At 56.8% G+C, this 25,750-nt stretch carries 24 protein-coding genes; 14 read left to right on the top strand and 10 right to left on the bottom strand.

Annotated elements, in window-relative coordinates; all coding sequences use genetic code 11:
• Positions 1 to 208 precede the first annotated feature (208 nt).
• From hslO to GXP72_RS21145, 4 genes are all read right to left on the bottom strand, one after another.
• Positions 209 to 1,093, bottom strand: a complete 885-nt coding sequence (gene hslO, locus GXP72_RS21160) for an Hsp33 family molecular chaperone HslO (RefSeq protein ID WP_161495995.1) — start codon at positions 1,091 to 1,093, stop codon at positions 209 to 211.
• A gap of 17 nt (positions 1,094 to 1,110) precedes the next feature.
• On the bottom strand, positions 1,111 to 1,512 hold the full coding sequence (gene hslR / locus GXP72_RS21155) for a ribosome-associated heat shock protein Hsp15 (RefSeq protein ID WP_024907912.1): 402 nt from the start codon (positions 1,510 to 1,512) through the stop codon (positions 1,111 to 1,113).
• Complete coding sequence (gene yrfG / locus GXP72_RS21150) at positions 1,509 to 2,192, bottom strand: GMP/IMP nucleotidase (RefSeq protein ID WP_032648326.1); 684 nt, start codon at positions 2,190 to 2,192, stop codon at positions 1,509 to 1,511. Before yrfG ends, hslR begins: the two co-directional genes overlap by 4 nt.
• Before the next feature lie 66 nt (positions 2,193 to 2,258).
• Positions 2,259 to 4,394, bottom strand: coding sequence for an intracellular growth attenuator family protein (locus GXP72_RS21145; RefSeq protein ID WP_024907914.1), 2,136 nt, complete (start codon positions 4,392 to 4,394; stop codon positions 2,259 to 2,261).
• A gap of 321 nt (positions 4,395 to 4,715) precedes the next feature.
• Between GXP72_RS21145 and nudE the strand changes: the two genes are divergently transcribed.
• Positions 4,716 to 5,276 (top strand): ADP compounds hydrolase NudE, encoded by a 561-nt coding sequence (gene nudE, locus GXP72_RS21140; protein WP_023333707.1) that lies wholly within the window; start codon positions 4,716 to 4,718, stop codon positions 5,274 to 5,276.
• 79 nt (positions 5,277 to 5,355) lie between these two features.
• On the opposite strand, the gene mrcA is transcribed toward nudE, so the two are convergent.
• Positions 5,356 to 7,908, bottom strand: coding sequence for a peptidoglycan glycosyltransferase/peptidoglycan DD-transpeptidase MrcA (gene mrcA, locus GXP72_RS21135; protein ID WP_024907915.1), 2,553 nt, complete (start codon positions 7,906 to 7,908; stop codon positions 5,356 to 5,358).
• Positions 7,909 to 8,028: 120 nt separating this feature from the next.
• Between mrcA and pilM the strand changes: the two genes are divergently transcribed.
• The 12 genes from pilM to trpS all read left to right on the top strand — a co-directional run bounded on the left by pilM (position 8,029) and on the right by trpS (position 18,012).
• Positions 8,029 to 8,805: a pilus assembly protein PilM gene (pilM, locus tag GXP72_RS21130; RefSeq protein WP_090420619.1), complete on the top strand. Its 777-nt coding sequence runs from the start codon at positions 8,029 to 8,031 to the stop codon at positions 8,803 to 8,805.
• On the top strand, positions 8,802 to 9,296 hold the full coding sequence (locus tag GXP72_RS21125; RefSeq protein ID WP_032648332.1) for a PilN domain-containing protein: 495 nt from the start codon (positions 8,802 to 8,804) through the stop codon (positions 9,294 to 9,296). Before pilM ends, GXP72_RS21125 begins: the two co-directional genes overlap by 4 nt.
• 3 nt (positions 9,297 to 9,299) lie before the next feature.
• Positions 9,300 to 9,755, top strand: coding sequence for a HofO (locus tag GXP72_RS21120; protein WP_090420622.1), 456 nt, complete (start codon positions 9,300 to 9,302; stop codon positions 9,753 to 9,755).
• Positions 9,745 to 10,149: a HofP DNA utilization family protein gene (locus GXP72_RS21115; protein WP_090420624.1), complete on the top strand. Its 405-nt coding sequence runs from the start codon at positions 9,745 to 9,747 to the stop codon at positions 10,147 to 10,149. The genes GXP72_RS21120 and GXP72_RS21115 overlap by 11 nt, the downstream gene beginning before the upstream one ends.
• On the top strand, positions 10,061 to 11,299 hold the full coding sequence (hofQ, locus tag GXP72_RS21110) for a DNA uptake porin HofQ (protein ID WP_090420628.1): 1,239 nt from the start codon (positions 10,061 to 10,063) through the stop codon (positions 11,297 to 11,299). The genes GXP72_RS21115 and hofQ overlap by 89 nt, the downstream gene beginning before the upstream one ends.
• A gap of 286 nt (positions 11,300 to 11,585) precedes the next feature.
• Positions 11,586 to 12,107 carry a shikimate kinase AroK gene (gene aroK / locus GXP72_RS21105; protein WP_003861630.1) on the top strand — a complete coding sequence of 174 codons (522 nt, stop codon included), beginning with the start codon at positions 11,586 to 11,588 and terminating at the stop codon, positions 12,105 to 12,107.
• A gap of 57 nt (positions 12,108 to 12,164) precedes the next feature.
• Positions 12,165 to 13,253: a 3-dehydroquinate synthase gene (aroB, locus tag GXP72_RS21100; RefSeq protein WP_024907920.1), complete on the top strand. Its 1,089-nt coding sequence runs from the start codon at positions 12,165 to 12,167 to the stop codon at positions 13,251 to 13,253.
• Between the two features lie 92 nt (positions 13,254 to 13,345).
• Entirely contained in the window at positions 13,346 to 14,662 is a 1,317-nt protein-coding gene (gene damX / locus GXP72_RS21095) for a cell division protein DamX (RefSeq protein ID WP_090420631.1), read from the top strand.
• Positions 14,663 to 14,729: 67 nt separating this feature from the next.
• Positions 14,730 to 15,542 (top strand): adenine-specific DNA-methyltransferase, encoded by an 813-nt coding sequence (gene dam, locus GXP72_RS21090; RefSeq protein WP_024907922.1) that lies wholly within the window; start codon positions 14,730 to 14,732, stop codon positions 15,540 to 15,542.
• Between the two features lie 41 nt (positions 15,543 to 15,583).
• Positions 15,584 to 16,261 (top strand): ribulose-phosphate 3-epimerase, encoded by a 678-nt coding sequence (gene rpe / locus GXP72_RS21085; protein ID WP_024907923.1) that lies wholly within the window; start codon positions 15,584 to 15,586, stop codon positions 16,259 to 16,261.
• Complete coding sequence (gene gph, locus GXP72_RS21080) at positions 16,254 to 17,015, top strand: phosphoglycolate phosphatase (protein WP_024907924.1); 762 nt, start codon at positions 16,254 to 16,256, stop codon at positions 17,013 to 17,015. Before rpe ends, gph begins: the two co-directional genes overlap by 8 nt.
• Positions 17,008 to 18,012 (top strand): tryptophan--tRNA ligase, encoded by a 1,005-nt coding sequence (gene trpS, locus GXP72_RS21075; RefSeq protein ID WP_090420633.1) that lies wholly within the window; start codon positions 17,008 to 17,010, stop codon positions 18,010 to 18,012. The genes gph and trpS overlap by 8 nt, the downstream gene beginning before the upstream one ends.
• 143 nt (positions 18,013 to 18,155) lie before the next feature.
• Here the strand turns inward: trpS and GXP72_RS21070 are convergent, their stop codons facing one another.
• From GXP72_RS21070 to nirB, 4 genes are all read right to left on the bottom strand, one after another.
• Positions 18,156 to 18,326, bottom strand: a complete 171-nt coding sequence (locus tag GXP72_RS21070) for a YhfL family protein (protein WP_090420636.1) — start codon at positions 18,324 to 18,326, stop codon at positions 18,156 to 18,158.
• Between the two features lie 143 nt (positions 18,327 to 18,469).
• Positions 18,470 to 19,843: a siroheme synthase CysG gene (gene cysG / locus GXP72_RS21065; RefSeq protein WP_090420638.1), complete on the bottom strand. Its 1,374-nt coding sequence runs from the start codon at positions 19,841 to 19,843 to the stop codon at positions 18,470 to 18,472.
• 110 nt (positions 19,844 to 19,953) lie between these two features.
• The gene (gene nirD, locus GXP72_RS21060; RefSeq protein WP_032648347.1) at positions 19,954 to 20,280 is read right to left on the bottom strand and encodes a nitrite reductase small subunit NirD; all 327 of its coding nucleotides are present in this window, start codon (positions 20,278 to 20,280) and stop codon (positions 19,954 to 19,956) included.
• Complete coding sequence (gene nirB / locus GXP72_RS21055; protein WP_090420641.1) at positions 20,277 to 22,820, bottom strand: nitrite reductase large subunit NirB; 2,544 nt, start codon at positions 22,818 to 22,820, stop codon at positions 20,277 to 20,279. Before nirB ends, nirD begins: the two co-directional genes overlap by 4 nt.
• Positions 22,821 to 23,058: 238 nt before the next feature.
• Between nirB and GXP72_RS21050 the strand changes: the two genes are divergently transcribed.
• Positions 23,059 to 24,360, top strand: coding sequence for a cytosine deaminase (locus GXP72_RS21050; protein WP_090420644.1), 1,302 nt, complete (start codon positions 23,059 to 23,061; stop codon positions 24,358 to 24,360).
• A gap of 18 nt (positions 24,361 to 24,378) precedes the next feature.
• Here the strand turns inward: GXP72_RS21050 and tsgA are convergent, their stop codons facing one another.
• On the bottom strand, positions 24,379 to 25,563 hold the full coding sequence (gene tsgA, locus GXP72_RS21045) for an MFS transporter TsgA (RefSeq protein ID WP_021242206.1): 1,185 nt from the start codon (positions 25,561 to 25,563) through the stop codon (positions 24,379 to 24,381).
• Positions 25,564 to 25,750 lie beyond the last annotated feature (187 nt).

Genomic DNA, 25,750 nt, shown 5'->3' with positions numbered 1-25,750 from the left:
GCAGGAATCGCTTTTTGGGTGGGGAAAATGTTCCTAAAAGGTTAAAGACTGGTGATTTTATCGGAAGGAATGTGAATGTAATCGCATACACGTAAGAAAATTACGTAAGAGTTACATAGGGAAAACGATTCAGCTTGGGGGGAGTTTTTACCCTCACCCCAGCCCTCTCCTCAAAGGGGAGAGGGTTATAGGGTGAGGGGAAAGAGGTTTAGTGAACCTGTGGATCTGCCGGGGAGGCGTTATTGCGGATCTCTGCGATATCCATTGAATTGAACACATAGTGCGTACCGCAGTAGTCACAGTGCATATCAATTTCACCGTCTTCCGCCATGATGCTGTCGATCTCTTCATCCGGGAGGGTTTTCAGTGCGCCAGCGCAGCGTTCGCGGGAGCAGGTGCACTTAAATTCCACGGACTGCGGGTCGTAAACGGTCACTTCTTCTTCGTGGTACAGACGCCACAGCACGTCAGTCGCTGACAGGTTGAACAACTCTTCCGCTTTGATGGTTTCTGTCAGCGTCGCCAGGTGTTCAAAGTCATTGGTCTGTGCGTCCTGCGCAGGCAGAACCTGAAGCAGCATACCGCCCGCAGCAGGCTGACCGTCCACTTCACCGGTGCGAATGAACAGACGCGTCGGCAGCTGTTCAGAACGCATAAAGTAATCTTCCAGGCAGGCCGCCAGGGTATCGCCTTCCAGACCTACCACGCCCTGATAGCGCTCACCTTCCTCAGGGGAGATGGTGATCACCAGGTAGCCATTACCCACCAGCGTTTTGAGGTCTGCATTTTCAGGCACGTCGCCCTGAACGCGCGCGACGCCGCGCATCTGCTGCTGGTTATTGCCGTTAATGACCGCCAGCGTCATCGGGCCGTCACCCTGCAGCTGCACGGTGATATCACCGGCAAACTTCAGCGTCGCCGTCAGCAGGCTGGTGGCAACCAGCAGTTCGCCCAACAGGGTCTTCACCGGCAGCGGGTAGTTGTGGTTTTCCAGAATCTGTTTCCAGGTTTCAGATACGGTGACCAGCTCGCCGCGCACGGCGAATTGTTCAAACAGATAGCGGTGTAATTGGTCGTGTTGGGCCATTTTCATCTCTCGTGCGGGTGAGGTTATTCAGTCTCACCGTGTTTAAATTTCATCAGGTCGCGGCGCTCTTTTTTATCCGGTCGCCGGTCCGGGTGAGGCATCGTCAGCGCGTTCATTTTGCGCGCCAGCGCGGTCTTCTCGCGCTTTTCAATGCTCTCCGTCGTCTCTTCATAAAGCAGTACGGCTTCCGTTGCGGGTCGACGTTGTTCGGTAATGGCTTTAATCACTACCGTACGTTCATCGTTGCCCTGACGCAGCGTTAAGGTGGCATTCAGCTCAACCAGCTTGCTCGGTTTGCTGCGCTGGCCGTTGTAATGCACTTTTCCGCCGTCAACCATCTCGCGGGCAAGGGCGCGCGTTTTATAAAAACGCGCCGCCCACAGCCATTTATCCAGTCTTACCCCGTCAGAGGGTTTTTCTTTCATGGCGTCTCCTTCACGGTCAGTGAGGGGATCATCTGGCGATAGTCGTTCAGTCCAGGGTGGCGCAGATAGCTTTTTTCAGCCAGGCCAGAGTCAGGATTGGTAACGCCCAGACAGTAGCGGATGCCAAACTTTGCCGCGGAATCCAGAATGGGCTCGCTGTCATCAATGAACAGCGTACGTTCTGGCTGCAAACCCGTCTCTTCCTTCACCGCATGCCACAACCGCTGATCCTCTTTCGGATAACCAAATGTGTGGGTGGAAAGTAATAAATCAAGGTGCGACGCCAGACCCGTATGCTCCAGCTTCACCGCCAGATTATGTGGATGCGCGTTGGTCAGTAAAATACGGCGCTTGCCGCTTGCTTTCAGCGCATCCAGGAACGGAACCGTATCCTCGCGCAATACGGCGCGTGGACCCTGGGCGGTGGTCATGGCACAAATATCCAGACCGAGGCGTTCGCTCCAGTAGTCAAGACAGTACCAGTTTAGCGTATGTTGGACCGCGCTATATTGCGAACGAATGAATGCCTGCGCTTCTGTCGGGGAGATCCCCTGCTGCTCGCCATAGGTTTCTGGAACCAGCGTTTGCCAGAAATAGTTATCAAAGGCGAGATCGAGCAGCGTGCCGTCCATATCCAGCAGAACGGTATCAACCTCCTGCCAGGCGATATCAAGATGCATAAGGGGAACTCCAGCCAGAAGAAACGTGCGCGACAGGGTAGCACATCTTGTCGCGCAACGACGTTATCAGATCAGGCTCTCAGACGAGGGGATCAGCTTAGGATTGAGGCAGTTTTCATAATACTGCTGGATGTCGGCAAGCCGGGTGCGCGAGCGCTGGTAGCGGCGCAGGGCCATAAAACCGTTCCAGAAAATGGCGATCAGCATCGCGGTCATCAGCAAAGAGGTGCCAACGTAACGCCATAAACCTGCGCTATCCGGCATCCGGTGCAGGCCGATATGGCGAGTGCCGTTGGCATCGGTGTAAAGGCTTGTGACAATCCCTTCGGCGCTGAACGGCGTTTGCATCAGCATCTGCGCGAGGCGCTGGAATTGGCTCCACTGCTCCTGCGCCGGATAGTCATAAAGCGCAACCTGCGGGTAAGGCTGATCGACCAGGTCGCTGCCTTCATCGCTGACAATCACAAACCCGCCCGGTGCCGGGCTGTTCAGCGCCTGAGCCGCACGGGTGGTCTCGCGCATCATGAACGGCGAGGTGGAGGTGGCGACCAGGTTATCCAGCGATTCAGCGCTCACCGGACGCAGCAGCACGTTAACACCGTCCAGTCGTCCCGCTTCGGCGCGTTTCACCAGCGAGTCCCAGTCTTTACTGTTACCCAGGTTTACCAGGGCGTTTTTAAGACGTATGCACTCATCCTGAGAGGAGCATAAATCCTGCGTTTTCAGGACGATGTCACCAAAATCATCCAGCAGAACCATGCCTGATTTTTGAATGGCCGAGCGCAGCGCGGGGCTGACGCGCGAGTCATCGTCCGTTTTCGGGTGCAGCTGGCGGTTCACCGTCTGGGTAAGGGCCGTGGCTTTATTCACCACTTCGGATTCCGGCAGCGGCAGCGGCGGTGCGTCGTTCCAGATAATTTGCGAGCAGTCGAACGGCATGAACGGCGAATTCTGGCGGGTGTTCCACGCCCCCGGGGTGTGAATATTACACATCCCGGTACCCTTCAGGCGCAGCGTGTCCCCCACGCGCACACCGGCTTCATCCAGCTTGTTGACGCTGGTCGCTTCGATGGTTTGCGCCCCTTTGATCCACGACAGGGTGAATTTGATGGGCATATCCAGCGGCACGAAAAGCAGCAGCATGACTAAGACCAGCGCCGCGCCGCCGGCAATGACCGTGCTGCGAAGCCAGTGCTGAAGCGGGAAATTTTTCACTTCATCATGCAGGGACAAGAAGCGCCCCTGACGCACAACGTGTCGGTCAAGGTAGATATCAATATCCGTTTTCTGACCCAGGTCCTGCGCAATCCACGGTTGCCAGTGGCGCGGGTAGATCAGGTCGATAATACCGAGCGAAATATTATTGAGATGTTCCTGATCGTTTTCACCGAACAGGCCCCAGCGCTTTGGCGTACCGCGCAGGCAGTGGATCTCGCGCAACGAGGTTTTGGCCGGTGGGGCAAAGAGACCCCAAAGCCCGGCCGCCAGCAGCAGCACCGCGCCTCCCGCCAGCCAGGGGACAAACACATCCGGCGTCAGCAGGCAGACAAAAAAGAGCAGGAAGGCGGAGACGATCAGAAGCGCTTCACGAATGCCGTCCGGGCGGCTCAGGGCGTACTCTTCATGCGTCTCCTGGCGAATATTCAGCAGTTCGATCTGCTCAGTCTCTTCGCCACGAATGGAAGCCTGCGTTGAACTCGCACGCTCCAGCGCAAAACGCGGGGCTTCCTGAAGATATTCATTCAGCGTGTGGCCGTTAAGCGAGATAACCAGGGGCAACGAATCGGTGTGAATCAGCTCAACGCTGTTTTCGTCATTAATGTATTGCTCCCAGGACGGAGGGAGATGCACTTCGACGGAATCCAGGTAATAGCGCCATTTGTTGGGGTCATCAGTGGTGATGCCATAGCGCGTGATGGAGCGCGTCACGCAGAGCACGGTATCACTTTGCGCATTGAGCTTTAGCGCGACGGGGGCGGCGGTAGCTCCCGTTGGCCCAGGCGTGAGCTGAGAACGGTTCAGGATTTCGAGATAGTTTTCAACTGCATCGCGCTCGTCTTGCGTGAGTTTACGCGTGGTCGCGCCCGCAAATGCATTTAAAAAGGGCAGACGATAACGGCGCTGTACGCGGCGCCTGTACATCCACCCTGCAACCAATGCGCCGGCCAGCATAGCAGCGAGAACAATCAAAATGGTGCTCATGCTTTCCCCATCTTACTTATCTTACAGGTGTAGTCAGTAGCACCTTTACATTGAATGAGTGTCTGTGGTTGGCTATCGGCAAGTATGGAGTCGAACTTGAGCATTCTGAAGCGCATCCCAGTGACCGGTGATGATAGCAAAGCCTGTTATGGCGCGATATCAGCAAATTCCTGGAAACATTTCAACCTCTTGACATTTGTTTTGAATTGAGGATTGATTCCTGCTACGTTGCACAAATGTAAATACAGAACAATTGACATTGCCGAAACCGTGCGGCGTATCGCACAATAACCCCAGTTCTCACTGCTAAGACCCATCACGATGAGCAAACCACTACAAAAACCCACCATTCTGAATGTTGAAACTGTCGCCAAATCGCGCCTGTTTAATGTTGAAAGTGTGGACCTGGAGTTCAGCAACGGTGTGCGTCGCGTTTATGAACGTATGCGCCCCTCGTCGCGCGAAGCGGTGATGATTATTCCCATTATCGACGATCATCTGATTTTGATCCGCGAATATGCTGTAGGAACGGAATCTTACGAGCTTGGGTTCTCGAAAGGGCTTATCGATCCGGGTGAAACCGTCTTTGAAGCGGCAAACCGCGAGCTGAAAGAAGAGGTCGGTTTCGGGGCGAATGAGCTTTCATTCCTGAAAAAACTGAGCATGGCGCCGTCTTATTTTTCCAGCAAAATGAATATCGTGGTCGCTGAAGATCTCTACCCTGAATCTCTCGAAGGGGATGAGCCGGAGCCGCTGCCGCAGGTTCGCTGGCCGCTGGCGCATCTGATGGACCTGCTGGAAGACCCTGACTTTAACGAGGCTCGCAACGTGAGCGCGCTGTTCCTGGTACGGGAGTGGTTGAAGGGGCAGGGGCGGCTGTAGGCCATAAAAAAGCCGGGTGGCGGCTTCGCCTTACCCGGCCTACGATGCTTTGCCCGGTTTTTACCGGGCATTTTTATGTTTAGAACAGCTCGTGCGTTTCGCCGTTGTCGATGATCTCTGTGCCCACCTCATGCACCGCCTGTGTGGTTGGCTGGGTGCCCTCAATGAAATACTCTTCGCGACTGTTACCGCCGTTGGCGAGCTGACCCGTGCTGCGGTCGATATTGACCGTCACCACGCCTGGCGGTGGCGTTAACGGCTGCTCCGGCACGCCTTCAAGAACGGACTTCATGTAGGCGTCCCAGGCCGGCTGCGCGCTCTTCGCTCCGCCTTCGTAACCGGAAATCTGATCCTTAATCGCGCCGGAGGCCGTTGTACGACCTAAGTCGCGGCGATGATCGTCGAAGCCGATCCAGACCGATGTCACCACGCCCGGCCCGTAACCGGAGAACCACGCGTCTTTCGAGCTGTTGGTTGTCCCCGTTTTACCGCCGATATCATGGCGCTGCAAATCACGTCCTGCACGCCAGCCGGTACCCTGCCAGCCCGGTTCACCGAAGATGTTGGTGTTCAGCGCGCTCTTGATCAGGAACGACAGCGGCGTGTTGATCACATGCGGGGCATACTGCTGCGCACCGGTCTGCGCCACCAGCGCCTGGTTCGCCTGTTCCAGCTGCGGCTGCGGCACAACGCCGTTCTGCTGCTCCTGCGACACGGCTGGGTCTTCCATGTCCTTGTTTTCAAGCACGTCGGATTTCGGCGTATTGCCATAAATGACTGGAATATCGCAGTCAGGGCAGGCAATTTTCGGCTTCGCTTCAAACAGCACGCCGCCCTGGTCGTTCTCGATCTTGCTGATGAAGTACGGATCAATCAGGAAGCCGCCGTTGGCCATCACCGAGTAACCGCGTGCGACCTGAAGCGGCGTAAAGGAGGCTGAGCCCAACGCCAGCGACTCGGTGCGAACGATATTCTGCGCCGGGAAGCCGAAGCGCTGCAGATACTCTGCGGCATAGTCGACGCCCATCGCGCGCATGGCACGCACCATCACCACGTTTTTCGACTGTCCCAGGCCCTGACGAAGACGAATAGGACCGGCATACTCCGCAGGGGAGTTCTTCGGCTGCCAGTCGGAACCGGCACCGGCATCCCAGCGGGAAATTGGCACGTCGTTCAGGATGCTGGCGAGGGTCAAGCCCTTATCCATCGCTGCCGTGTAGAGGAACGGTTTGATATTGGAACCGACCTGACGCAGCGCCTGGGTGGCGCGGTTAAATTTGCTCTGGTTGAAATCAAACCCGCCGACCAGGGCCAGGATGGCGCCGTTCTGCGGGTTGATAGAGACCAGGGCCGAGTTGACGTCCGGCACCTGCGCCAGCCACCAGGATTCACCTACCTTGCGCACCCAGATTTGCTGCCCGGTTTGTACCGCGTCGGTCACTTTACGCGGCGTGGCGCCCTGCAGCGTATCCGAGCGGTACGGACGCGCCCAGCGGATACCGTCCATACGCAGGGAGACGGAGGTACCGTCCGCAAGCGTCGCAACGGCCTCCTGAGGATCGGCCTGCGTCACCACGGCAGGAAGGAGCGGACCGTAGGTTGGCAGCGCCTTCAGCGTACTGGTGATTTTTTTACTGTCCCACGCGCTTTCGCCCACTTTCCACAGCACGTTTGACGGGCCGCGATAGCCGTGACGCATATCGTAGTCCATCACGTTGTTGCGTACCGCTTCCTGCGCCGCCTGCTGAACTTTGCGGGTGACGGTGGTGTACACGCGATAGCCATCTTCATAGGCCTTATCACCATAACGATTCACCATCTCCTGGCGAACCATTTCGGTCAGGTAAGGGGAGGCGAAGGCGATCTCAGGGGCGTGGTAGTTAGCGTCAATGACATCGTTACGCGCCTGGTCGTACTCGCTCTGGCTGATGTAGCCTTCGCTCAGCATACGTGACAGGACGACGTTCCGACGCGCGGTGGCGCGATCGAGCGAGTAGAGCGGGTTAAACGTGGACGGCGCTTTCGGCAGACCGGCAATGGTTGCCATTTCGCTTAAGGTGAGTTGCTCAACAGGCTTACCGAAGTACACCTGTGCGGCAGCCCCCACGCCATAAGCGCGGTAGCCCAGGTAGATTTTGTTGAGGTACAGCTCAAGGATTTCGTCTTTGCTCAGCAGCTGCTCAATACGGATAGCAAGGAACACCTCTTTGATCTTACGTATCAGCGTCTTTTCAGGGCTGAGGAAGAAGTTACGCGCCAGCTGCTGCGTAATGGTACTCGCTCCCTGAGAGGCGTGACCAGAGAACAGCGCAATGCTCGCGGCACGGAAAATCCCCACAGGATCGACACCGTGGTGCTCGTAAAAACGGCTGTCCTCCGTGGCGATAAAGGCTTTCACCATCACGGGGGGAATTTGGTTTAAGGTCAGCGGAATACGACGCTTCTCGCCATACTGCGCCATGAGCTCGCCATCGGCGCTATAGACTTGCATCGGGATCTGGAGTCGCACATCGCGAAGCGTGGCGACATCAGGTAGCTGTGGCTCAATATATTTGTACAAACCGTAAATCGAGCCTGCTCCCAGCAGAATGCAACAGACTGCAAGGATGAATAAATACTTTACGAACTTCACCGGAGATTTCCCATTTGGTTTCACTTGGGCAGTTTCTAAACAATCGCGCGGTAGTATAAAGGCAAGCCTGATTCATTGATATAGCCGTCAGGGTGACGGGCGATAAGGAGATCGTGAAGCATGGCTTTCAAAACATGGCAAACGGGCATTCATATTCAACAGGATAGGGTGCTGATCGTCGCACTGGACCGGGAGAAGTCCGGCTGGTGTTTGCGGCGCTGGTGGGCAATCCCGCTGGCTGAAGGCATCATTCGTGACGGCAAAATTTATCAGCCAGAACAGCTGGTTGATGCGTTACGCGACTGGCGAAAAACGCTGCCGCACTACCACCGGGCGTTCCTCTCTTTCCCGACAGCCCGCACCCTGCAGCGGTCGCTTGCCCGCCCGACCGTTGCGCTGCGCGACAGCGAGCAGCTCTCATGGCTTGGCGCCGCGCTCGCCCGCGAACTGGAGATGTCTGCCGATACGCTCTGTTTCGATTACGTGCAGGATACGTTCAGCAATACCTTTCAGGTGACAGCCGCACAAAACAACGAGGTCGACACCCTTCTGGCGCTGGCGAAGACGCTGCGTTTGCGGCTGATGACCATTACGCCGGATGCCAGCGCTCTGGCTAATCTTCTTCCTGCGGTGACACCAGCGACGTGCATCGCCTGGCGGGATGATCGGCAGTGGCTCTGGGCGATGCGCCACCAGTGGGGACGACGCTTTACCACAGAAGCAGATAATGTGGCTGAGCTGTCGGCGCTGCTGGCGCTTGGTCCGGATGACATCGCGCTGTTTGATAGCCGACGTGACCCGTGGGAAATCCTTGAGCGCTGCCATGCCCCGCTGCCGGACTGCGGAGCTGATTATACCGTTGCGCTGGCGCTGGCCATGAGCGAGGTGCCCGGATGAGCATCATGAACTTTCTGCCCTGGCGTCAGCAGCGACGCGCGCGATGCCTGCGTTTCTGGGGCGCAATGTGTGTCGGCACCGTACTGTTAATCTTCATGGCCATTTTCTGTCTGCGGATGAACCCTCTTATGAGGCTGCACGCTCTGCAAACGGATCTGACGGGCATGCAGGCCGTGCAGCATGTGCTTCTCTCCCGGCAGAGACTCGCCTCACAGGCGCAGCTGCCAGCGCAGGAAATTCAACGACGTGCATGGCAACCGGTGCTGGAAGCCCTTTCTCGCACCATTCCGGCACAGGTCTGGCTGACAGAGCTGCGCTATCAGCCTCCTGCTCTGATGCTGAGCGGGTATGCCATAACCCTGCCGGCCCTGTCTGCTCTGCGCGATGCGCTTGGCCAAATAGCGGGTTTTACGCCCGGGACGGCGGGTGAGCTTCGGCGGGACAGCCAGGGGCGCTGGATGTTCACCCTTCAGCTTAAAAGCGAGGGGTAACGCGTGGATACCCTGTTAGAACGCTGGTGCGAAAGCCGCCCCTGGTATCGGGTACTCTTCTGGTGTCTGGGGAGTCTCCTGGCAGGACTGGCCGCGTGGGGCACCTTGCTCAGACCGGTAGACAGGCAGTGTGCTGAACGACAGCGTCAGCTGATTCAGGACACGAGAGCTAACGCAGCGTTATGGCCTGCCGTCAGAAAGGTGCCGTTTCGTCCGGAAACGCCGGAATCACGGGAGTTGATATCTTTTTCCCCGCTCGATTTTCAGGGTGATAACACGACGCTGATTCACTGGAAGCCGCTGCAGAACGGAGGGGAACTGATGCTGGAGGTTGAGTGGCAGGCGCTTCCGGCGCTTTTTTCCCGGCTGGCGCAGCGGGATGTGCAGATCGCCGCTTTTGCGATTTCGCCACAAGGTACGGCGTTGCGCCTGCGGCTGGAGCTGGCACATGCGAAATAGCGCGCGATATTTGCTGGTTTGCTCAGCGCTGCTATTGACCGGCATGCGCGATCCGTTTCACCCGCCGGACGATCCCTGCGCCATTGGCGAGCTGGCGCAGTGGCACTATCGCGGCATGGTGGGAGGGCAGCAGGCTATCGGCATTTTACAGGATGGGCAAAAGCGCTGGTACCGGCTGAAAACGCATAAGCGCTTCCCGGCAGGCTGGACGATAACAGCCATCAATGCAACGGAACTGGTTGTTGATGTGGGTGACACATGTGAACCAGAAAAATGGACGTGGCAACGAGAAGGAACGGATAAGAATGAATTTACGGATAATGCTGTGGCTGCTGGCGTTCAGCCATCCGCTGTGGGCCGCCGCGCCAAAACCGGTCACGCTGGTGGTGGATGACGTTCCTGTGGTCCAGGTGTTACAGGCCCTGGTCGCACAGGAGAACCGTAATCTGGTGGTCTCGCCTGATGTCAACGGCACGATTTCGCTCAACCTGACGCGCGTCCCCTGGCGGCAGGCGTTACGGACGGTAGTCTCCAGTGCCGGACTTGTCCTGCGCGAGGACGCGGGCATTTTTTACGTGCATACCGCCGCCTGGCAGCGTGAACAGCAGGAACGTTCAGAACAGGAGCGGGCGCGTCGACAGCTTGATGCGCCGCTGGTGTCTCACACTATCCCTTTTTCCTATGCCGATGCCGGAGAGCTGCAAAAAGCCGCGGAAAAACTCCTGAGCCCGAAGGGGAGTTTATCTGTCGACAAACGCACCAACCGCCTGCTGATCCGGGATAACCAGACGGTGGTGGAGACGCTGCAGCGCTGGGCCGCTCAGATGGATATTCCCGTCGAACAGGTCGAGCTGGCGGCGCACATTGTGACCATTAATGAAAAAAGCCTGCGTGAGCTGGGAGTGAAGTGGAATCTCGCCGACGCCACCGACGCGGGCAAGGTTGGCCAGCTCACCACGCTTGGCAGCGATCTTTCCGTCGCCAGCGCCACCAGCCACGTAGGTTTTAACATCGGACGGATCAATGGTCGGCTGCTGGATCTGGAGCTCTCTGCGCTGGAGCAAAAACAGCAGGTCGATATCATCGCCAGCCCGCGGCTGCTGGCCTCGCATATGCAGCCGGCCAGTATCAAGCAGGGGAGTGAGATCCCGTATCAGGTCTCAAGCGGTGAAAGCGGCGCAACCTCCGTTGAGTTTAAGGAAGCGGTATTAGGGATGGAGGTCACGCCGGTGGTGCTACCGGGAGGGCGCGTGCGCCTGAAATTGCACATTAGCGAAAATATGCCGGGACAGGTTCTGCAGCAGGCGGACGGCGAAACGCTGGCGATCGACAAACAGGAGATAGAAACCCAGGTGGAGGTAAAAAGTGGAGAAACGCTGGCGTTGGGCGGAATTTTTTCGCAGAAGAACAAAACCGGCAGTGACAGCGTGCCGGGGCTGGGAAAAATCCCCTGGCTTGGTCAGCTTTTTCGCCATGACGGGAAAGACAACGAACGGCGTGAGTTAGTGGTGTTTATTACACCACGTCTGGTCGGTATTCGCTGACGGGTAACGATCCCCGCAATGAATTTGCATTCAGTTTGTTGCAGATGTTTGACGTGGGGCATGAATTAGCATACAAGGAGTACCGATTTGAGTTGGACTTACGTCTTATTACCTTATGCGCCCGGCGCGGTGATTTAATCAGTTGCCAAACAAGCCGGAGTATTGAGATAATTTTTAGTCTGACTCTCGCTCTATTGCATATGAGGTTTCAGTTCATGTCCTGCTACGCCGGGTGTCTGCGCAGCGGGGATTACCATTAACGAATAGTCTTAGTAGTACCGATAAAATGGCAGAGAAACGCAATATCTTTCTGGTTGGGCCTATGGGTGCCGGCAAAAGCACTATTGGGCGTCAGTTAGCTCAACAACTCAATATGGAATTTTACGATTCTGATCAAGAGATTGAGAAACGAACCGGAGCTGATGTGGGCTGGGTTTTCGACGTAGAAGGCGAAGAAGGTTTCCGTGACCGAGAAGAAAAAGTGATCAACGAACTCACGGAAAAACAGGGCATCGTTCTGGCAACAGGCGGCGGCTCTGTGAAATCTCGCGAAACCCGCAACCGTCTCTCCGCCCGTGGCGTAGTGGTCTATCTTGAGACGACTATCGAGAAACAGCTGGCACGTACGCAGCGCGATAAAAAGCGCCCGCTGCTGCAGGTTGAAACGCCACCACGCGAAGTTCTGGAAGCGTTGGCCGATGAACGCAATCCGCTGTATGAAGAGATTGCCGATGTGACCATTCGTACTGACGACCAGAGCGCTAAAGTGGTTGCAAACCAGATTATTCATATGCTGGAAAGCAACTGATTCTGGCTTTATATACACTCGCCTGCGGGTAAAAGCATTAAAGGTGGATGTCGCGTCATGGAGAGGATTACAGTTACTCTCGGGGAACGTAGTTACCCTATCACCATCGCGGCTGGTTTGTTTAACGACCCAGCTTCCTTTTTACCACTGAAAGCGGGTGATCAGGCGATGCTGGTCACCAATGAGACGCTGGCTCCGCTTTATCTCGACCGCGTACGCCACCTGCTTGAGCAGGCGGGCGTAAAAGTCGACAGTGTGATTCTCCCCGATGGCGAGCAGTATAAAAGCCTGACGGTACTGGATACCGTCTTTACCGCATTGCTGCAAAAACCACACGGTCGCGATACAACACTGCTTGCCCTGGGCGGCGGTGTTGTTGGCGATCTGACCGGTTTTGCGGCCGCAAGCTATCAACGTGGCGTCCGTTTTATTCAAATCCCGACCACGTTGCTGTCCCAGGTCGACTCCTCTGTCGGTGGCAAAACGGCAGTCAACCATCCGCTCGGTAAAAACATGATTGGCGCGTTCTACCAGCCCGCATCGGTGGTGGTGGATCTCGACTGTCTGAAAACGCTGCCGAAGCGCGAGCTGGCTTCTGGTCTGGCGGAAGTGATCAAATACGGCATTATTCTGGATGGCGAGTTCTTTAGCTGGCTTGAAGAGAATATGGATGCGCTGCTGGGCCTGGATGAGGCTAAACTGGCATACTGCATTCGTCGTTGCTGTGAGCTGAAAGCAGAAGTTGTTGCCGCAGACGAGCGTGAAACGGGCTTACGTGCTTTACTGAATCTTGGGCATACGTTTGGTCACGCGATTGAAGCCGAAATGGGCTACGGTAACTGGCTGCACGGTGAAGCCGTTGCGGCCGGCATGGTGATGGCGGCTCGCACCTCCGAACGTCTCGGGCAGTTCAAGCCGGAAGAGACGGCACGCATCATTGCGCTGCTTGAGCGTGCAGGTTTGCCGGTAACCGGGCCGCAGGAGATGTCGGCGCAAGCGTATTTACCCCACATGATGCGCGATAAAAAAGTATTGGCAGGCGAGATGCGTCTTGTACTCCCGCTTGCAATAGGGAAGAGTGAAGTACGCGGCGGAGTGCCGCACGATGTCGTTCTTGGCGCTATCGCTGACTGTCAGCAGGCGTAACAACTAGAAAGGTCAGGCCACTGTCGCAGGTGGTCGTTTAGCTTCAGGTGAAATGCAAAGTCGTTGGCATAAGCCTTTGAGTGGGGTGTTAAATGGATGAATTCAAACCAGAAGACGAGCTGAAACCCGATCCCAGCGATCGTCGTACTGGTCGTTCTCGTCAATCTTCAGAACGTGATAACGAGCCGCAGATCAACTTTGACGATGTTGATCTGGATGCAGACGATCGTCGCCCTTCGCGCAGCCGCAACGCGCACGAGGAGCGAGCAGAAGAGGATTATGAGTCCGAAGAAGATTCAATGGACGAACAGCCTGTAGAGCGTCGCCCGCGTAAACGTAAAAAAGCCGCTGCGCCTAAACCGGCGTCCCGCCAGTACATCATGATGGGCCTTGGCGTTCTGGTGCTTGTGCTGCTGATTGTCGGCATTGGCTCCGCGCTTAAAGCACCGTCAACGAACTCAACCGAGCAAACGGCTTCCGCTGAGAAGAGCATCAACCTGTCCGGTAACGATGCGTCCAATCAGGCGAATGGTGCGCAGCCTGCTCCGGGTACCACTTCCGCAGAGCAGACCGCAGGGAACACCGCAGCGCCGCAGGATGTTTCTCTGCCGCCTGTTTCTTCAACCCCTGCTCAGGGTCAGTCACCTGCTACGCCTGAAGGCCAGCAGCGCGTAGAAGTTCAGGGAGACCTGAACAATGCGCTGACGCAGCCGCAGAACCAGCAGCAGGTTGATAACGTCGTGGTTAACTCTACGCTGCCAACTGAACCTGCAACCGTTGCCCCGGTTCGCGGTGGTAACGCTCAGCCGCAAGCGGCCGCGACGGAAACCAAGCCGCGCCAGACGCAGACTGCGGCACGTCCTGAACGTAAGCAGGCGGTGATTGAGCCTAAGCGTGAAACTAAACCTCAGGCAGTTGTTAAAGCGCCTGAAGTGAAAGCTGTTCCGGCCCAGCCGAAACATACCGAAACGGCCGCGGTGAGCGAGCCGGCTAAAGCGCCCGTCACGCAGACTGCGCCGAAAGCCACGGCGACCACCACGGCACCGGCTGCCACAGCTGCACCTGCAGCAACGGCTCCAGCAGCCACGGCAACAGCCTCCAGCAGCGCCGCAGGTAAAACTGCAGGTAACGTTGGCTCGCTGAAGTCTGCGCCATCCAGCAACTACACGCTGCAGCTGAGCAGTTCGTCTAACTATGACAACCTCAACAGCTGGGCGAAGAAATCAAATCTGAAAAACTACGTTGTTTATCAGACGACCCGTAACGGTCAGCCGTGGTATGTGCTGGTGAGCGGTGTTTATTCGTCCAAAGATGAAGCAAAACGTGCCGTAGCGGCGCTGCCAGCTGATGTTCAGGCGAAAAACCCATGGGCGAAGCCGATTCATCAGGTTCAGGCCGATCTGAAGTAATGTTTAAAGCGCAGGATGCTGTCGGAGCTTTCTCCACAGCTGGAGAAGGTGTAATCAGTTAGTCAGCATGAAAAAAAATCGCGCTTTTCTGAAATGGGCAGGGGGGAAATACCCCCTGCTCGATGATATTAAAAAGCACCTGCCTAAAGGCGAGTGTCTTATCGAACCTTTCGTGGGTGCAGGATCGGTGTTCCTCAACACCGATTTTTCTCGTTATATCCTGGCGGATATCAACAGCGACCTTATCAGCCTCTATAACATCGTTAAGCTGCGTACCGATGAGTATGTCGCCGAGGCGCGCAAACTGTTTACGCCCGAGAACAATAACCCGGACGTTTACTACCAGTACCGCGCGGAGTTTAACCAGAGCCAGGACCCGTTCCGCAGAGCCCTGCTGTTCCTCTACCTCAACCGACATGGTTACAACGGCCTGTGCCGGTATAACCTGCGCGGGGAATTTAACGTGCCTTTTGGCCGCTATAAGCGCCCGTATTTTCCGCAGGACGAGCTGTATCACTTTGCCGAAAAAGCGCAGAACGCAGAGTTTCATTGCCTCTCCTATGAAGAGTGTATGGAACTGGCAGGCGTAAACTCGGTGGTTTACTGTGACCCGCCATACGCGCCGCTGTCTGCGACGGCGAACTTCACCGCCTATCACACCAACAGCTTCAGCCCGGCCGAACAGGCTCGTCTGGCTGAGATGGCGGAAAAGCTGGTCAGCAAAAGAATTCCGGTGTTAATTTCGAATCACGATACCCCTGATACGCGCGAATGGTACAAAGCCGCGAAGCATTTTCAGGTCAAAGTGCGGCGTAGCATTAGCAGCAACGGCGGCACACGTAAAAAGGTGGACGAACTTCTGGCTCTTTATCGCCCCTGAGCCGTTTTGCCCGCCGGTAAACACATTTCAAGGAGAAGCGGATGAAACAGTTTTTGATTGCTCCCTCAATTCTGTCGGCCGATTTTGCCCGTCTGGGTGAAGATACCGCCAAAGCTCTCGCGGCTGGCGCAGATGTCGTCCATTTCGACGTGATGGATAACCACTACGTTCCGAATCTGACCATTGGTCCAATGGTGCTCAAGGCATTGCGTAACTATGGCATTACCGCGCCGATCGACGTTCACCTGATGGTGAAGCCTGTTGACCGCATCGTGCCTGACTTCGCCGCGGCGGGTGCCAGCATCATCACCTTCCATCCGGAAGCCTCTGAACATGTGGATCGCACGCTGCAGCTGATCAAAGAGAACGGCTGTAAAGCAGGTCTGGTGTTTAACCCGGCCACGCCGCTGAGCTATCTCGACTATGTCATGGACAAGCTGGACGTGATCCTGCTGATGTCCGTTAACCCGGGCTTTGGCGGCCAGTCGTTTATTCCCCACACGCTGGATAAGCTGCGTGAAGTCCGCCGTCGTATTGACGAATCAGGCTACGATATTCGTCTGGAAGTGGACGGCGGCGTGAAAGTGAATAACATTGGTGAAATTGCGGCGGCAGGCGCGGATATGTTCGTTGCCGGTTCAGCCATTTTCGACCAACCGGATTACAAAAAAGTCATTGATGAAATGCGCCGCGAGCTGGCGAAGGTAAGTCATGGATAAATTACAGGCTATTCGGGGTGTGGCATTCGACCTCGACGGTACGCTGGTCGACAGCGCGCCGGGCTTAACGAGCGCCGTAGATCAGGCGCTGTACGCACTTGAGCTGCCCGTTGCAGGTGAAGAACGCGTGGTAACGTGGATTGGCAACGGCGCCGATGTTCTGATGGAGCGTGCACTGACGTGGGCTCGCCAGGAGCGCGCGTCGCAGCGTTCCGCGCAGGGTAAACCGAGCGTCGATCACGCTGACATTCCTAAGGATGAGCAGCTGCGTATTCTGCGCAAACTGTTCGATCGTTTCTACGAAGAGACCGTCGAGGAGGGCAGTTTCCTGTTCCCGGACGTTCAGGAAACGCTGAGCGCGCTTCACGCGAAGGGTATCCCGCTGGGGCTGGTGACTAACAAGCCAACCCCGTTCGTTGCGCCTCTGCTGGAAGCGCTCGATATCGCGAAGTATTTCTCCGTGATTGTGGGCGGCGATGACGTGCAGAACAAAAAGCCGCATCCGGAACCGCTTTTGCTGGTGGCAGGAAAATTATCCTTAACGCCCGCGGAGCTGCTCTTTGTCGGGGATTCGCGCAATGATATTCTGGCTGCCCGAGCGGCAGGGTGTCCTTCCGTCGGATTAACCTATGGCTACAACTACGGTGAGGCCATCACGCTAAGTGAGCCGGATGTGGTCTTCGACCACTTCAAAGATTTGTTGCCCGCACTCGGGCTTTCGCACAGTGAACATCAGGAATTGAATAATGACTAAGCCCATCGTTTTTAGTGGCGCACAGCCTTCAGGTGAATTGACCATTGGTAACTACATGGGTGCGTTACGTCAGTGGGTCAGCATGCAGGATGACTACCATTGCATCTACTGCATCGTCGATCTCCATGCGATTACCGCGCGTCAGGATCCTGAGAAGCTGCGCAAAGCCACTCTCGATACGCTGGCGCTGTACCTGGCCTGCGGCATCGATCCTGAGAAAAGCACCATCTTCGTTCAGTCTCACGTGCCGGAGCACACGCAGCTGGGCTGGGCGCTGAACTGCTACACCTATTTCGGCGAGCTGAGCCGCATGACCCAGTTCAAGGATAAATCCGCGCGCTACTCTGAAAACATCAACGCCGGTCTGTTTGACTATCCGGTGCTGATGGCGGCAGACATCCTGCTGTATCAAACCAACCAGGTGCCGGTGGGTGAAGACCAGAAGCAGCATCTTGAGCTGAGCCGCGATATCGCCCAGCGCTTTAACGCAATCTACGGCGATGTGTTCAAAGTGCCAGAGCCGTTTATTCCAAAATCCGGTGCGCGCGTGATGTCGCTGCTGGAGCCGACCAAAAAGATGTCCAAGTCTGACGATAACCGCAACAACGTTATCGGCCTGCTGGAAGACCCGAAATCCGTCGTCAAAAAGCTCAAGCGTGCGGTCACCGACTCCGACGAGCCGCCTGTTGTGCGCTACGACGTGCAGAACAAAGCGGGCGTCTCCAACCTGCTGGATATCCTCTCCGGCGTGACCGGCCAGAGCATTCCTGAGCTGGAACAGCACTTCGAAGGCAAGATGTATGGCCACCTGAAAGGTGAAGTGGCAGACGCCGTTTCCGGGATGCTGACCGAGCTGCAGGAGCGCTATAACCGCTATCGCAACGACGAAGCCTTCCTGCAGAAGGTGATGAAAGAGGGCGCGGAAAAAGCCAGCGCACGCGCGTCCGAAACCCTGAAAGCGGTATACAACGCGATTGGGTTTGTGGGTAAACCTTAAGTAAAAGCAAAACGGTAACCACGTTACCGTTTTTAGGGTTTGTTCCCTCTCCCTGTGGGAGAGGGTCAGGGTGAGGGCATCAGGCCGCACTTCCCTAAACAAAAAAACCGGGACATCCCGGTTTTTTTATGCCTGTAAAACGTTTACTGCTGCGCCGCCGGGCCGCAACCACCGATGATCTTCGAAATGGAGATCGCCGGGTGCAGCAGATAATCGTAGCTGCAGTTATTTTTGGTGTTCTGTACGTGACCGGTGCAGGCCGTCAGCGTCGATAACAGGCCAACCAGAATGGCGGCTTTTGCCAGTTTGAACATACGCATTCCTTGTCTTAAAAACGAAAATTGGATGTAACTCAAGGGAATAAAGGGAAAAGTTCCACTTCGGGGCGGTATGTTATCGACAGCGGTAAGAGGGGAGTAGTCCGCTTAAGGACTACTCCGGACAGGAAGAATATGCGTTAGTGATTCGAGAACCAGTTCAGCCTGTCGCGCAGTTCAACCACACGGCCCACCACAATCAGCGCCGGGCTTTCAACCTGCTGCGCCAGCTCACCGAGCTGCGTCAGTACGCCATCCACCACGCGCTGCGTAATGGCGGTGCCGTTTTCGACCAGCGCGACGGGCATATCCGCATTCATACCGTGCTCCAGCAGCTTCGCCTGAATCGTGTCGGCCTGATTGAGCCCCATGTAGAACACCAGCGTCTGCTTTTCGGCGGCCAGGTTATGCCAGTCCAGCTCGCTGCCGGTCTTCAGGTGGCCCGTCACCAGGCGCACGCTCTGGGCGTAATCCCGGTGGGTCAGCGGAATGCCAGAGTATGCTGAGCAGCCGGATGCTGCCGTAATGCCCGGCACGACGGAGAACGGAATGCCCGCGTCGCACAGGGTTTCCAGCTCCTCGCCGCCGCGACCAAAGATAAACGGATCGCCGCCCTTAAGGCGCACTACGCGTTTACCTTTCTGCGCCTCGCGCAGCAGGATCTGGTTAATCTCCTCCTGCGGCACGCAGTGGTAGCCTGCCCGTTTGCCCACGAAGACGCGGTCGGCGTCGCGACGGACCAGATTCATGATGTCATCAGAAACCAGACGGTCGTACACCACGATATCCGCCTGCTGGATCTGCTGTAGCCCTTTCAGCGTCAGCAGACCCGCATCTCCAGGGCCTGCGCCTACCAGCACCACTTCACCGCGATGGTCCAGCGGTTCACTCAGCAGCTGTTCGGTCGTCTCTTCAACGGCTTTGGTATCCTGATTCGCCAGCGACTGCGCCAGCCTGTCGTTCACAAAGAATTTTTCCCAGAAGCGGCGGCGCTCGCCCACTGTCGAGAAGGTTTGCTTCACGCGGGAGCGGAGTTGCCCGGCATAATGCGCAATCTGACCAAGATGCTGGGGTAACAGGGCTTCCAGTTTTTCCCGCAGCAGACGCGCGAGAACCGGTGAACGTCCCCCGGACGATACCGCAATCATCAGCGGCGAGCGGTCGATAATCGACGGCATGATAAAGCTGGCCTCTTTCGGCGCATCCACCACGTTGCAGAAGATACGGCGCGCTTCGCAGGCATCGCTCACGCGCTGGTTCACTTCATCGTCATCCGTCGCGGCAATGGTCAGCCAGCAGGTATCCAGCAGGGATTCATTAAATGCACCCTGTTCCAGCGTGAGCATCCCTTCCTGCGCCCAGACCTCAAACTGGGGGGCAAAGGAAAGGGCGTTAACGGTCAGTCGGGCGCCAGCCTCTAACAGCAGGCGCGCTTTGCGTTCAGCCACGTCGCCGCCGCCCACGAGCAGGCAGTCGCGGTTGCGTAATTGACAAAAAATCGGCAGGTGATCCACGACGTTACCTCGCAGCATTCATGGAGGGGGTAAGAATTGACGTCAGGATAACAGCAGGGATCGTACAGAACATACGACTTTCCTGCCGTTATCCCTAAAAGGGCGGGGGATTAGCCTTTCAGCTGCACCTTACCGTCCTTCACGCGGACGTCGTAGTGCTTCACAGAGCGGCTCTCATCTTCCATGCAATACCCGTCGCTTAAGCGGAAACGCTGCTTTTTCAACGGGCTGGCGACCCACAGTTCACCCTGGTGCTCGGCAATCAGTCCGCGGGAGAGCACGCTGGCCTCGAAGAACGGGTCGATATTGCTGATGGCAAAAACCTGTTCATCGTGACGAGGGCGGAAAATCGCCACCTGCTCGTTGCCCAGCAGCGCACAGACGCCGGTTGCGGGGAGAATGTCGTTAATATTGCAGATGTTTACCCACTGGCTCATGCGTTTTCCTCCACCAGCGTGACCGGAATACGTTCATACGGCGTCGCCGGACGATGCTGTTCGCGCTCCGGCACAACCTGTACGTTTGGGTCGCGCTGGGTGCTGTTGATAAAGTGTTTGAAGCGCGTCTGTGCCGCCGGGGTGTTGACGGTTTCCGTCCACTCGCAGATCACCGCCTCGCGCAGGCGCGCCATTTCCGCTTCCAGATGCTCGTTCAGGCCCAGCTTGTCGTCGATGATGACCGATTTCAGGTAGTCGATGCCGCCCTCGAGGTTATCGAGCCAGGAGGCGGTACGGGTCAGCTTATCGGCGGTACGGATGTAGAACATCATGAAGCGGTCGAGATACTGAATCAGCGTGTCGCGATCGAGATCCGCCGCCAGCAGGTCCGCATGGCGCGGTTTCATCCCGCCGTTGCCGCACACATACAGGTTCCAGCCTTTCTCGGTGGCAATAATACCCACGTCTTTACCCTGCGCTTCCGCACATTCGCGGGTGCAGCCGGAGACACCAAACTTCATTTTGTGCGGGGTACGGATGCCTTTGTAGCGGTTTTCCAGCTCCACGCCGAAGCCCACGCTGTCGCCCACGCCGTAGCGGCACCAGGTGCTGCCCACGCAGGTTTTCGCCATGCGCAGCGCTTTGGCGTACGCGTGGCCGGTTTCGAAGCCCGCTTCAATCAGCTGACGCCAGATTTCCGGCAGGTCGTCCTTCTGCGCGCCGAACAGGCCGATACGCTGGGAGCCGGTAATTTTGGTGTAAAGGTTAAATTCACGGGCTATACGGCCCACCGCGACCAGCCCTTCCGGCGTGATTTCGCCACCGGCGGAACGTGGGATAACGGAGTAGGTGCCGTCTTTCTGAATGTTGGCCAGGAAGTTGTCGTTGGTGTCCTGCAGCGGCGTGTGCTCCGGCTGGAGCACGTATTCGTTCCAGCAGGAGGCCAGCAGGGAGCCGACGGTCGGTTTACACACTTCACAGCCGTAGCCCTGGCCGTGCTTCGCCAGCAGTTCATCGAAGGACTTGATGCCTTCCACGCGGATCAGGTGATACAGCTCCTGGCGAGAATACGTGAAGTGCTCGCACAGGTTGTTGTTCACTTCGATGCCCTGTTTCGCCAGCTCGGCGTTCAGCACCTGAGTGACCAGCGGAATACAGCCGCCGCAGCCAGTACCGGCTTTGGTTTCCGCTTTCAGCGCCGCCACGGTGTGGCACCCTTTGTTGATGGCAGAGATCAGCATGCCTTTGGTGACGTCGAAGCAGGAGCAAATCTGCGCGCTGTCCGGCAGTTTATCCACGCCGATGGACGGCTTGCCGCTGGAGGCGTGCGCCGGGAGGATCAGCGCGTCCGGGTTTTCCGGCAGCTCCATGGCGTTCAGCACCAGCTGGAGCAGGTTGCCGAAGTCGCTGGTGTCGCCCACCAGCACCGCGCCGAGCAGGGTTTTGTTGTCCTGGCTGACGATGAGGCGTTTGTAGACCTCTTTGCTTTCGTCGAGATAGACATAGCTGCGGGAATTCGGGGTGCGGCCGTGCGCATCGCCAATACCGCCTACGTCCACGCCCAGCAGCTTCAGCTTGGCGCTCATGTCTGCGCCGGTGAAGGCGTTTTCGCTGCCGAGGATATGGTCCACGGCGACCTGCGCCATTTTGTAGCCCGGCGCCACCAGACCGTATACGCGGTTGTTCCAGCTGGCGCATTCGCCGATGGCGTAGATATCCGGATCGGAGGTCTGGCAGGCGTCGTTAATCATGATCCCGCCGCGCTGCGCTACGGCCAGCCCGCACTGGGTCGCCAGCTTGTCGCGCGGACGAATACCGGTGGAGAAGACGATGAAGTCCACTTCCAGCTCGCTGCCGTCGGCAAAGCGCATGGTTTTGCGTGCTTCGGTGCCTTCCTGGACAATCTCTTTGGTGTTCTTGCTGGTGTGAACCTTCACGCCCATGCTCTCGATTTTACGACGCAGCTGGTCACCGCCCATGTGGTCCAGCTGTTCGGCCATCAGCATCGGGGCAAATTCGATGACGTGGGTTTCAACGCCGAGGTTTTTCAGCGCACCAGCCGCTTCCAGGCCCAGCAGACCGCCGCCGACCACCGCACCGCGCTTGCTGCGGCGTGCGCAGGACTCAATGGCGTTGAGGTCTTCAATGGTACGGTAGACGAAGCAATCCTGCGTTTCCGAGCCTTTAATCGGCGGGATCCACGGATAGGAGCCCGTCGCCATGATCAGCTTGTCGTAAAAAACCGTACGCCCGGCGCTGGAGTGGATCACTTTTTCCTGACGGTTGATGGTGATAGCGCGTTCGCCCACCAGCACCTTTACGCCATGCTTCTCGTAGAAACCTTCCCGCACCAGAGAGAGCTCTTCGGCGGTATGATGGGAGAAGTAGGAAGAGAGGTGCACACGGTCGTACGCCTTGCGGGGTTCTTCACAGAACACGGTAATATCGAACTGCTCAGCATCGGCCTTATCGAGAAGATCCTCGATAAAGCGGTGGCCGACCATGCCGTTACCGATGATAGCGAGTCTGACTTTGCTCATTATTGCCTCGATTTCTTTTCTATTATTGCCTACCTTAACGATTCAGCAGGGGCGCTTATTGATGCAAATCAAATACGTCTTCGCCTACTCCTTAGGTGGTATATGACTGATTTGTCAGGATTTTTATAAGTAGTGGAAATCGAAGGCTTTTCGTGTTCGTTGAATTTGTGTACAACTCAGGGGCGATTTTGCAAAAAACGATACGCCTGAATATCAGCGGCGTTTTTTAGGGGAAGGTATGTCTACAGCACCGTTATGGCTTGTTCAGAATGTTCGTTTACCGGGTCGGGAAGGGCTGTGGCAGCTCGCCATTGAGAACGGGCGATTTGGTGACATCACCCCGATGGACGACACCCATGCCGAAAGTTATGAAGTACTGAACGCGCGCGGTGGGCTGGCTATTCCGCCGTTCATCGAGCCGCACATCCATCTTGATACCACCCAGACGGCGGGTGAGCCGAACTGGAACCAGTCCGGCACGCTGTTCGAAGGCATCGAGCGCTGGGCTGAGCGCAAGGCGTTGCTCAGTCATGAGGACGTTAAAGCGCGAGCCTGGAAAACGCTGAAGTGGCAAATTGCCAACGGCATTCAGTTTGTTCGCACCCATGTGGATGTCTCCGACCCGACGCTGACCGCCCTGAAGGCGATGCTGGAGGTGAAGCAGGAGGTGGCGCCGTGGGTAACTATGCAAATCGTCGCGTTCCCGCAGGAAGGTATTCTCTCTTATCCGAACGGCGCGGCGCTGCTGGAAGAGGCGTTAAAGCTGGGCGCCGACGTGGTGGGGGCGATCCCACACTTCGAATTTACCCGGGAATATGGCGTCCAGTCGCTGCACATCGCTTTCGAGCTGGCGAAGAAGTATGACCGTCCGCTGGATATTCACTGCGACGAAATTGACGACGAACAGTCGCGGTTTGTCGAGACGGTGGCCGCGCTGGCGTATGAGGCCGGTATTGGGCCGCGCGTGACGGCCAGCCACACCACCGCCATGCACTCCTATAACGGCGCTTACACCTCGCGGCTCTTCCGCCTGCTGAAAATGTCGGGGATTAACTTCGTCGCGAACCCGCTGGTCAACATCCACCTGCAGGGGCGCTTTGATGACTATCCGAAGCGTCGCGGCATCACCCGGGTGAAAGAGCTGCAGGAGGCGGGCATTAACGTCTGCTTCGGTCACGACGACGTCTTCGACCCGTGGTACCCGCTCGGCACCGGCAACATGCTGCAGGTGCTGCATATGGGGCTGCACGTCTGTCAGATGATGGGCTACCCGCAAATCGACAATGGCCTGAATCTCATCACCCACAACAGCGCCCGGACCTTTGGCCTGAGCGATTACGGCATTGAAACCGGAAACCCGGCAAACCTGATTATTTTGCCTGCGGAGAGCGGGTTTGAAGCGGTGCGCTGCCAGGTGCCGGTGCGCTGGTCGATTCGTCAGGGACGCGTGATCGCTACGACGCAGCTGGCGCAGACCTGGATCCAGACGGACGTCGGGGGAGAAGAGGTGAGTTTCGCCAGAAACAGCCCCTCTGCGTAATGCAAAGGGGCGCAGGGTTTAGTGCGATGCCGCTGCCGCGTTGTGCTGGCGGTGGCGGGTCACAAAGCCCAGGATGAAGCACATGATGAACACCACGGCGTACAGACCGTTCGCGGTATGCAGCGCGGCCAGCGGGCCGCTGTGGGCAACGATCGGGCCCGTCACCACGAAGGTCAGCATGGTGCCGATGGTGCCGCAGGTCAGAACGAAGTTAACCAGCTTCGGCGAGGCCACTTTGGTCTGCAGAGAGCCCAGGGTGATGATCGAGGTGTAGATCGCGCTGGAGAAGAAACCCAGGGTCAGAATGAACCACGGCATATGTTCTGGTGAACCGTTGATGAACAGGTACATCAGCACGGTCGCCAGACCTGCCAGCACGGTCAGAATGCGCTGCAGGTCGAAGAAGCGCAGGATGAAGCTAAATGCCCACATGCCGAACATGTAAGACATCCAGAAATCGCTCACCAGTTTACCCGCATCGTTCAGGCTCATGCCCAGACCTTTGGCGTATTCCGGTACCCAGGAGATAAAGCCCAGCTGCCCCAGGATATAGCACAGGGCGGCGATGGAGAGGAACAGCACGCCGATGCCCCACTTCTCTTTCGCGACGGGTTCTGCGGTGGTTTGCGCTTTCTTGCCCAGCACCGGGAACTCGCAGCCGAAGGTCAGAATGAAGATGGCAACGTAGACCAGCCCAATGCAGGCATAGACCCAGTACCACTCGATGCTGCGCGCCAGTAGAACGGCCGCGACCATCGGGAAGATCATTCCGGCCATGCTGAAGAAGGAGTCGGTAAACAGCAGGCGCGCGCCGCGCTGGCGGCCTTCATACATATGGGTAATCAGGAACGTACCGATCGACATGGTGATCCCGCTGACCAGACCAAGCACGAACATCGCGGCGGAGAACAGCGCGATGCTGTGGCTTAGCATCAGGCCAGCCACGGCGGCGACCATCAGCACAAAGCCAAAACGCAGCTGGGTTTTCAGCGGGACGATTTCCATCAGCCAGGCATTCAGGAAGATAGAGATCAGGATCCCTGCGTTGAGGAAGGTGAAGGTATTACTCATGCTGGAAACGGGCAGCTGGAAGTAGTCTGCGATATTTCCCATCACCATCCCGGTGACGATCACCAACGCGCCGGTCAGGGCGTAGGAGAAGAAGCTGATCCATGTGAGCTTGATGCGATTGCTGTTAGTCATGTCTGGCCTGTTCAGAAAAAGAAAAGCGCCCAGGGGGCGCTGAGAGCGGGCAGATTTTAGACATTAAAGTGATCTATTCATATCTTTTAAGAGAAATTAGAACTTCATTGCATGTTTTTGTGTGATCCTGATCACACAAAATGGTGCTAAAGCCAACCGTTTGCGTGGTTACAACTGTTTCAATTTC

Origin of the sequence: Enterobacter sp. SES19 (assembly GCF_011765665.1) — a bacterium.
Lineage (GTDB): Bacteria > Pseudomonadota > Gammaproteobacteria > Enterobacterales > Enterobacteriaceae > Enterobacter > Enterobacter pseudoroggenkampii.
The sequence above is the reverse complement of the archived record's forward strand: the minus strand, read 5'-3'. Positions and strand labels throughout refer to the sequence as shown.

Excerpts from the sequence above, each read along its gene's own strand:
- hslO (WP_161495995.1), bottom strand. The coding sequence starts at position 1,093 with ATGAAAATGGCCCAACACGACCAATTACACCGCTATCTGTTTGAACAA.
- hslR (WP_024907912.1), bottom strand. The coding sequence starts at position 1,512 with ATGAAAGAAAAACCCTCTGACGGGGTAAGACTGGATAAATGGCTGTGG.
- yrfG (WP_032648326.1), bottom strand. The coding sequence starts at position 2,192 with ATGCATCTTGATATCGCCTGGCAGGAGGTTGATACCGTTCTGCTGGAT.
- GXP72_RS21145 (WP_024907914.1), bottom strand. The coding sequence starts at position 4,394 with ATGAGCACCATTTTGATTGTTCTCGCTGCTATGCTGGCCGGCGCATTG.
- nudE (WP_023333707.1), top strand. The coding sequence starts at position 4,716 with ATGAGCAAACCACTACAAAAACCCACCATTCTGAATGTTGAAACTGTC.
- pilM (WP_090420619.1), top strand. The coding sequence starts at position 8,029 with ATGGCTTTCAAAACATGGCAAACGGGCATTCATATTCAACAGGATAGG.
- GXP72_RS21125 (WP_032648332.1), top strand. The coding sequence starts at position 8,802 with ATGAGCATCATGAACTTTCTGCCCTGGCGTCAGCAGCGACGCGCGCGA.
- GXP72_RS21115 (WP_090420624.1), top strand. The coding sequence starts at position 9,745 with ATGCGAAATAGCGCGCGATATTTGCTGGTTTGCTCAGCGCTGCTATTG.
- hofQ (WP_090420628.1), top strand. The coding sequence starts at position 10,061 with ATGAATTTACGGATAATGCTGTGGCTGCTGGCGTTCAGCCATCCGCTG.
- aroK (WP_003861630.1), top strand. The coding sequence starts at position 11,586 with ATGGCAGAGAAACGCAATATCTTTCTGGTTGGGCCTATGGGTGCCGGC.
- aroB (WP_024907920.1), top strand. The coding sequence starts at position 12,165 with ATGGAGAGGATTACAGTTACTCTCGGGGAACGTAGTTACCCTATCACC.
- damX (WP_090420631.1), top strand. The coding sequence starts at position 13,346 with ATGGATGAATTCAAACCAGAAGACGAGCTGAAACCCGATCCCAGCGAT.
- dam (WP_024907922.1), top strand. The coding sequence starts at position 14,730 with ATGAAAAAAAATCGCGCTTTTCTGAAATGGGCAGGGGGGAAATACCCC.
- rpe (WP_024907923.1), top strand. The coding sequence starts at position 15,584 with ATGAAACAGTTTTTGATTGCTCCCTCAATTCTGTCGGCCGATTTTGCC.
- gph (WP_024907924.1), top strand. The coding sequence starts at position 16,254 with ATGGATAAATTACAGGCTATTCGGGGTGTGGCATTCGACCTCGACGGT.
- trpS (WP_090420633.1), top strand. The coding sequence starts at position 17,008 with ATGACTAAGCCCATCGTTTTTAGTGGCGCACAGCCTTCAGGTGAATTG.
- GXP72_RS21070 (WP_090420636.1), bottom strand. The coding sequence starts at position 18,326 with ATGTTCAAACTGGCAAAAGCCGCCATTCTGGTTGGCCTGTTATCGACG.
- nirD (WP_032648347.1), bottom strand. The coding sequence starts at position 20,280 with ATGAGCCAGTGGGTAAACATCTGCAATATTAACGACATTCTCCCCGCA.
- nirB (WP_090420641.1), bottom strand. The coding sequence starts at position 22,820 with ATGAGCAAAGTCAGACTCGCTATCATCGGTAACGGCATGGTCGGCCAC.
- GXP72_RS21050 (WP_090420644.1), top strand. The coding sequence starts at position 23,059 with ATGTCTACAGCACCGTTATGGCTTGTTCAGAATGTTCGTTTACCGGGT.
- tsgA (WP_021242206.1), bottom strand. The coding sequence starts at position 25,563 with ATGACTAACAGCAATCGCATCAAGCTCACATGGATCAGCTTCTTCTCC.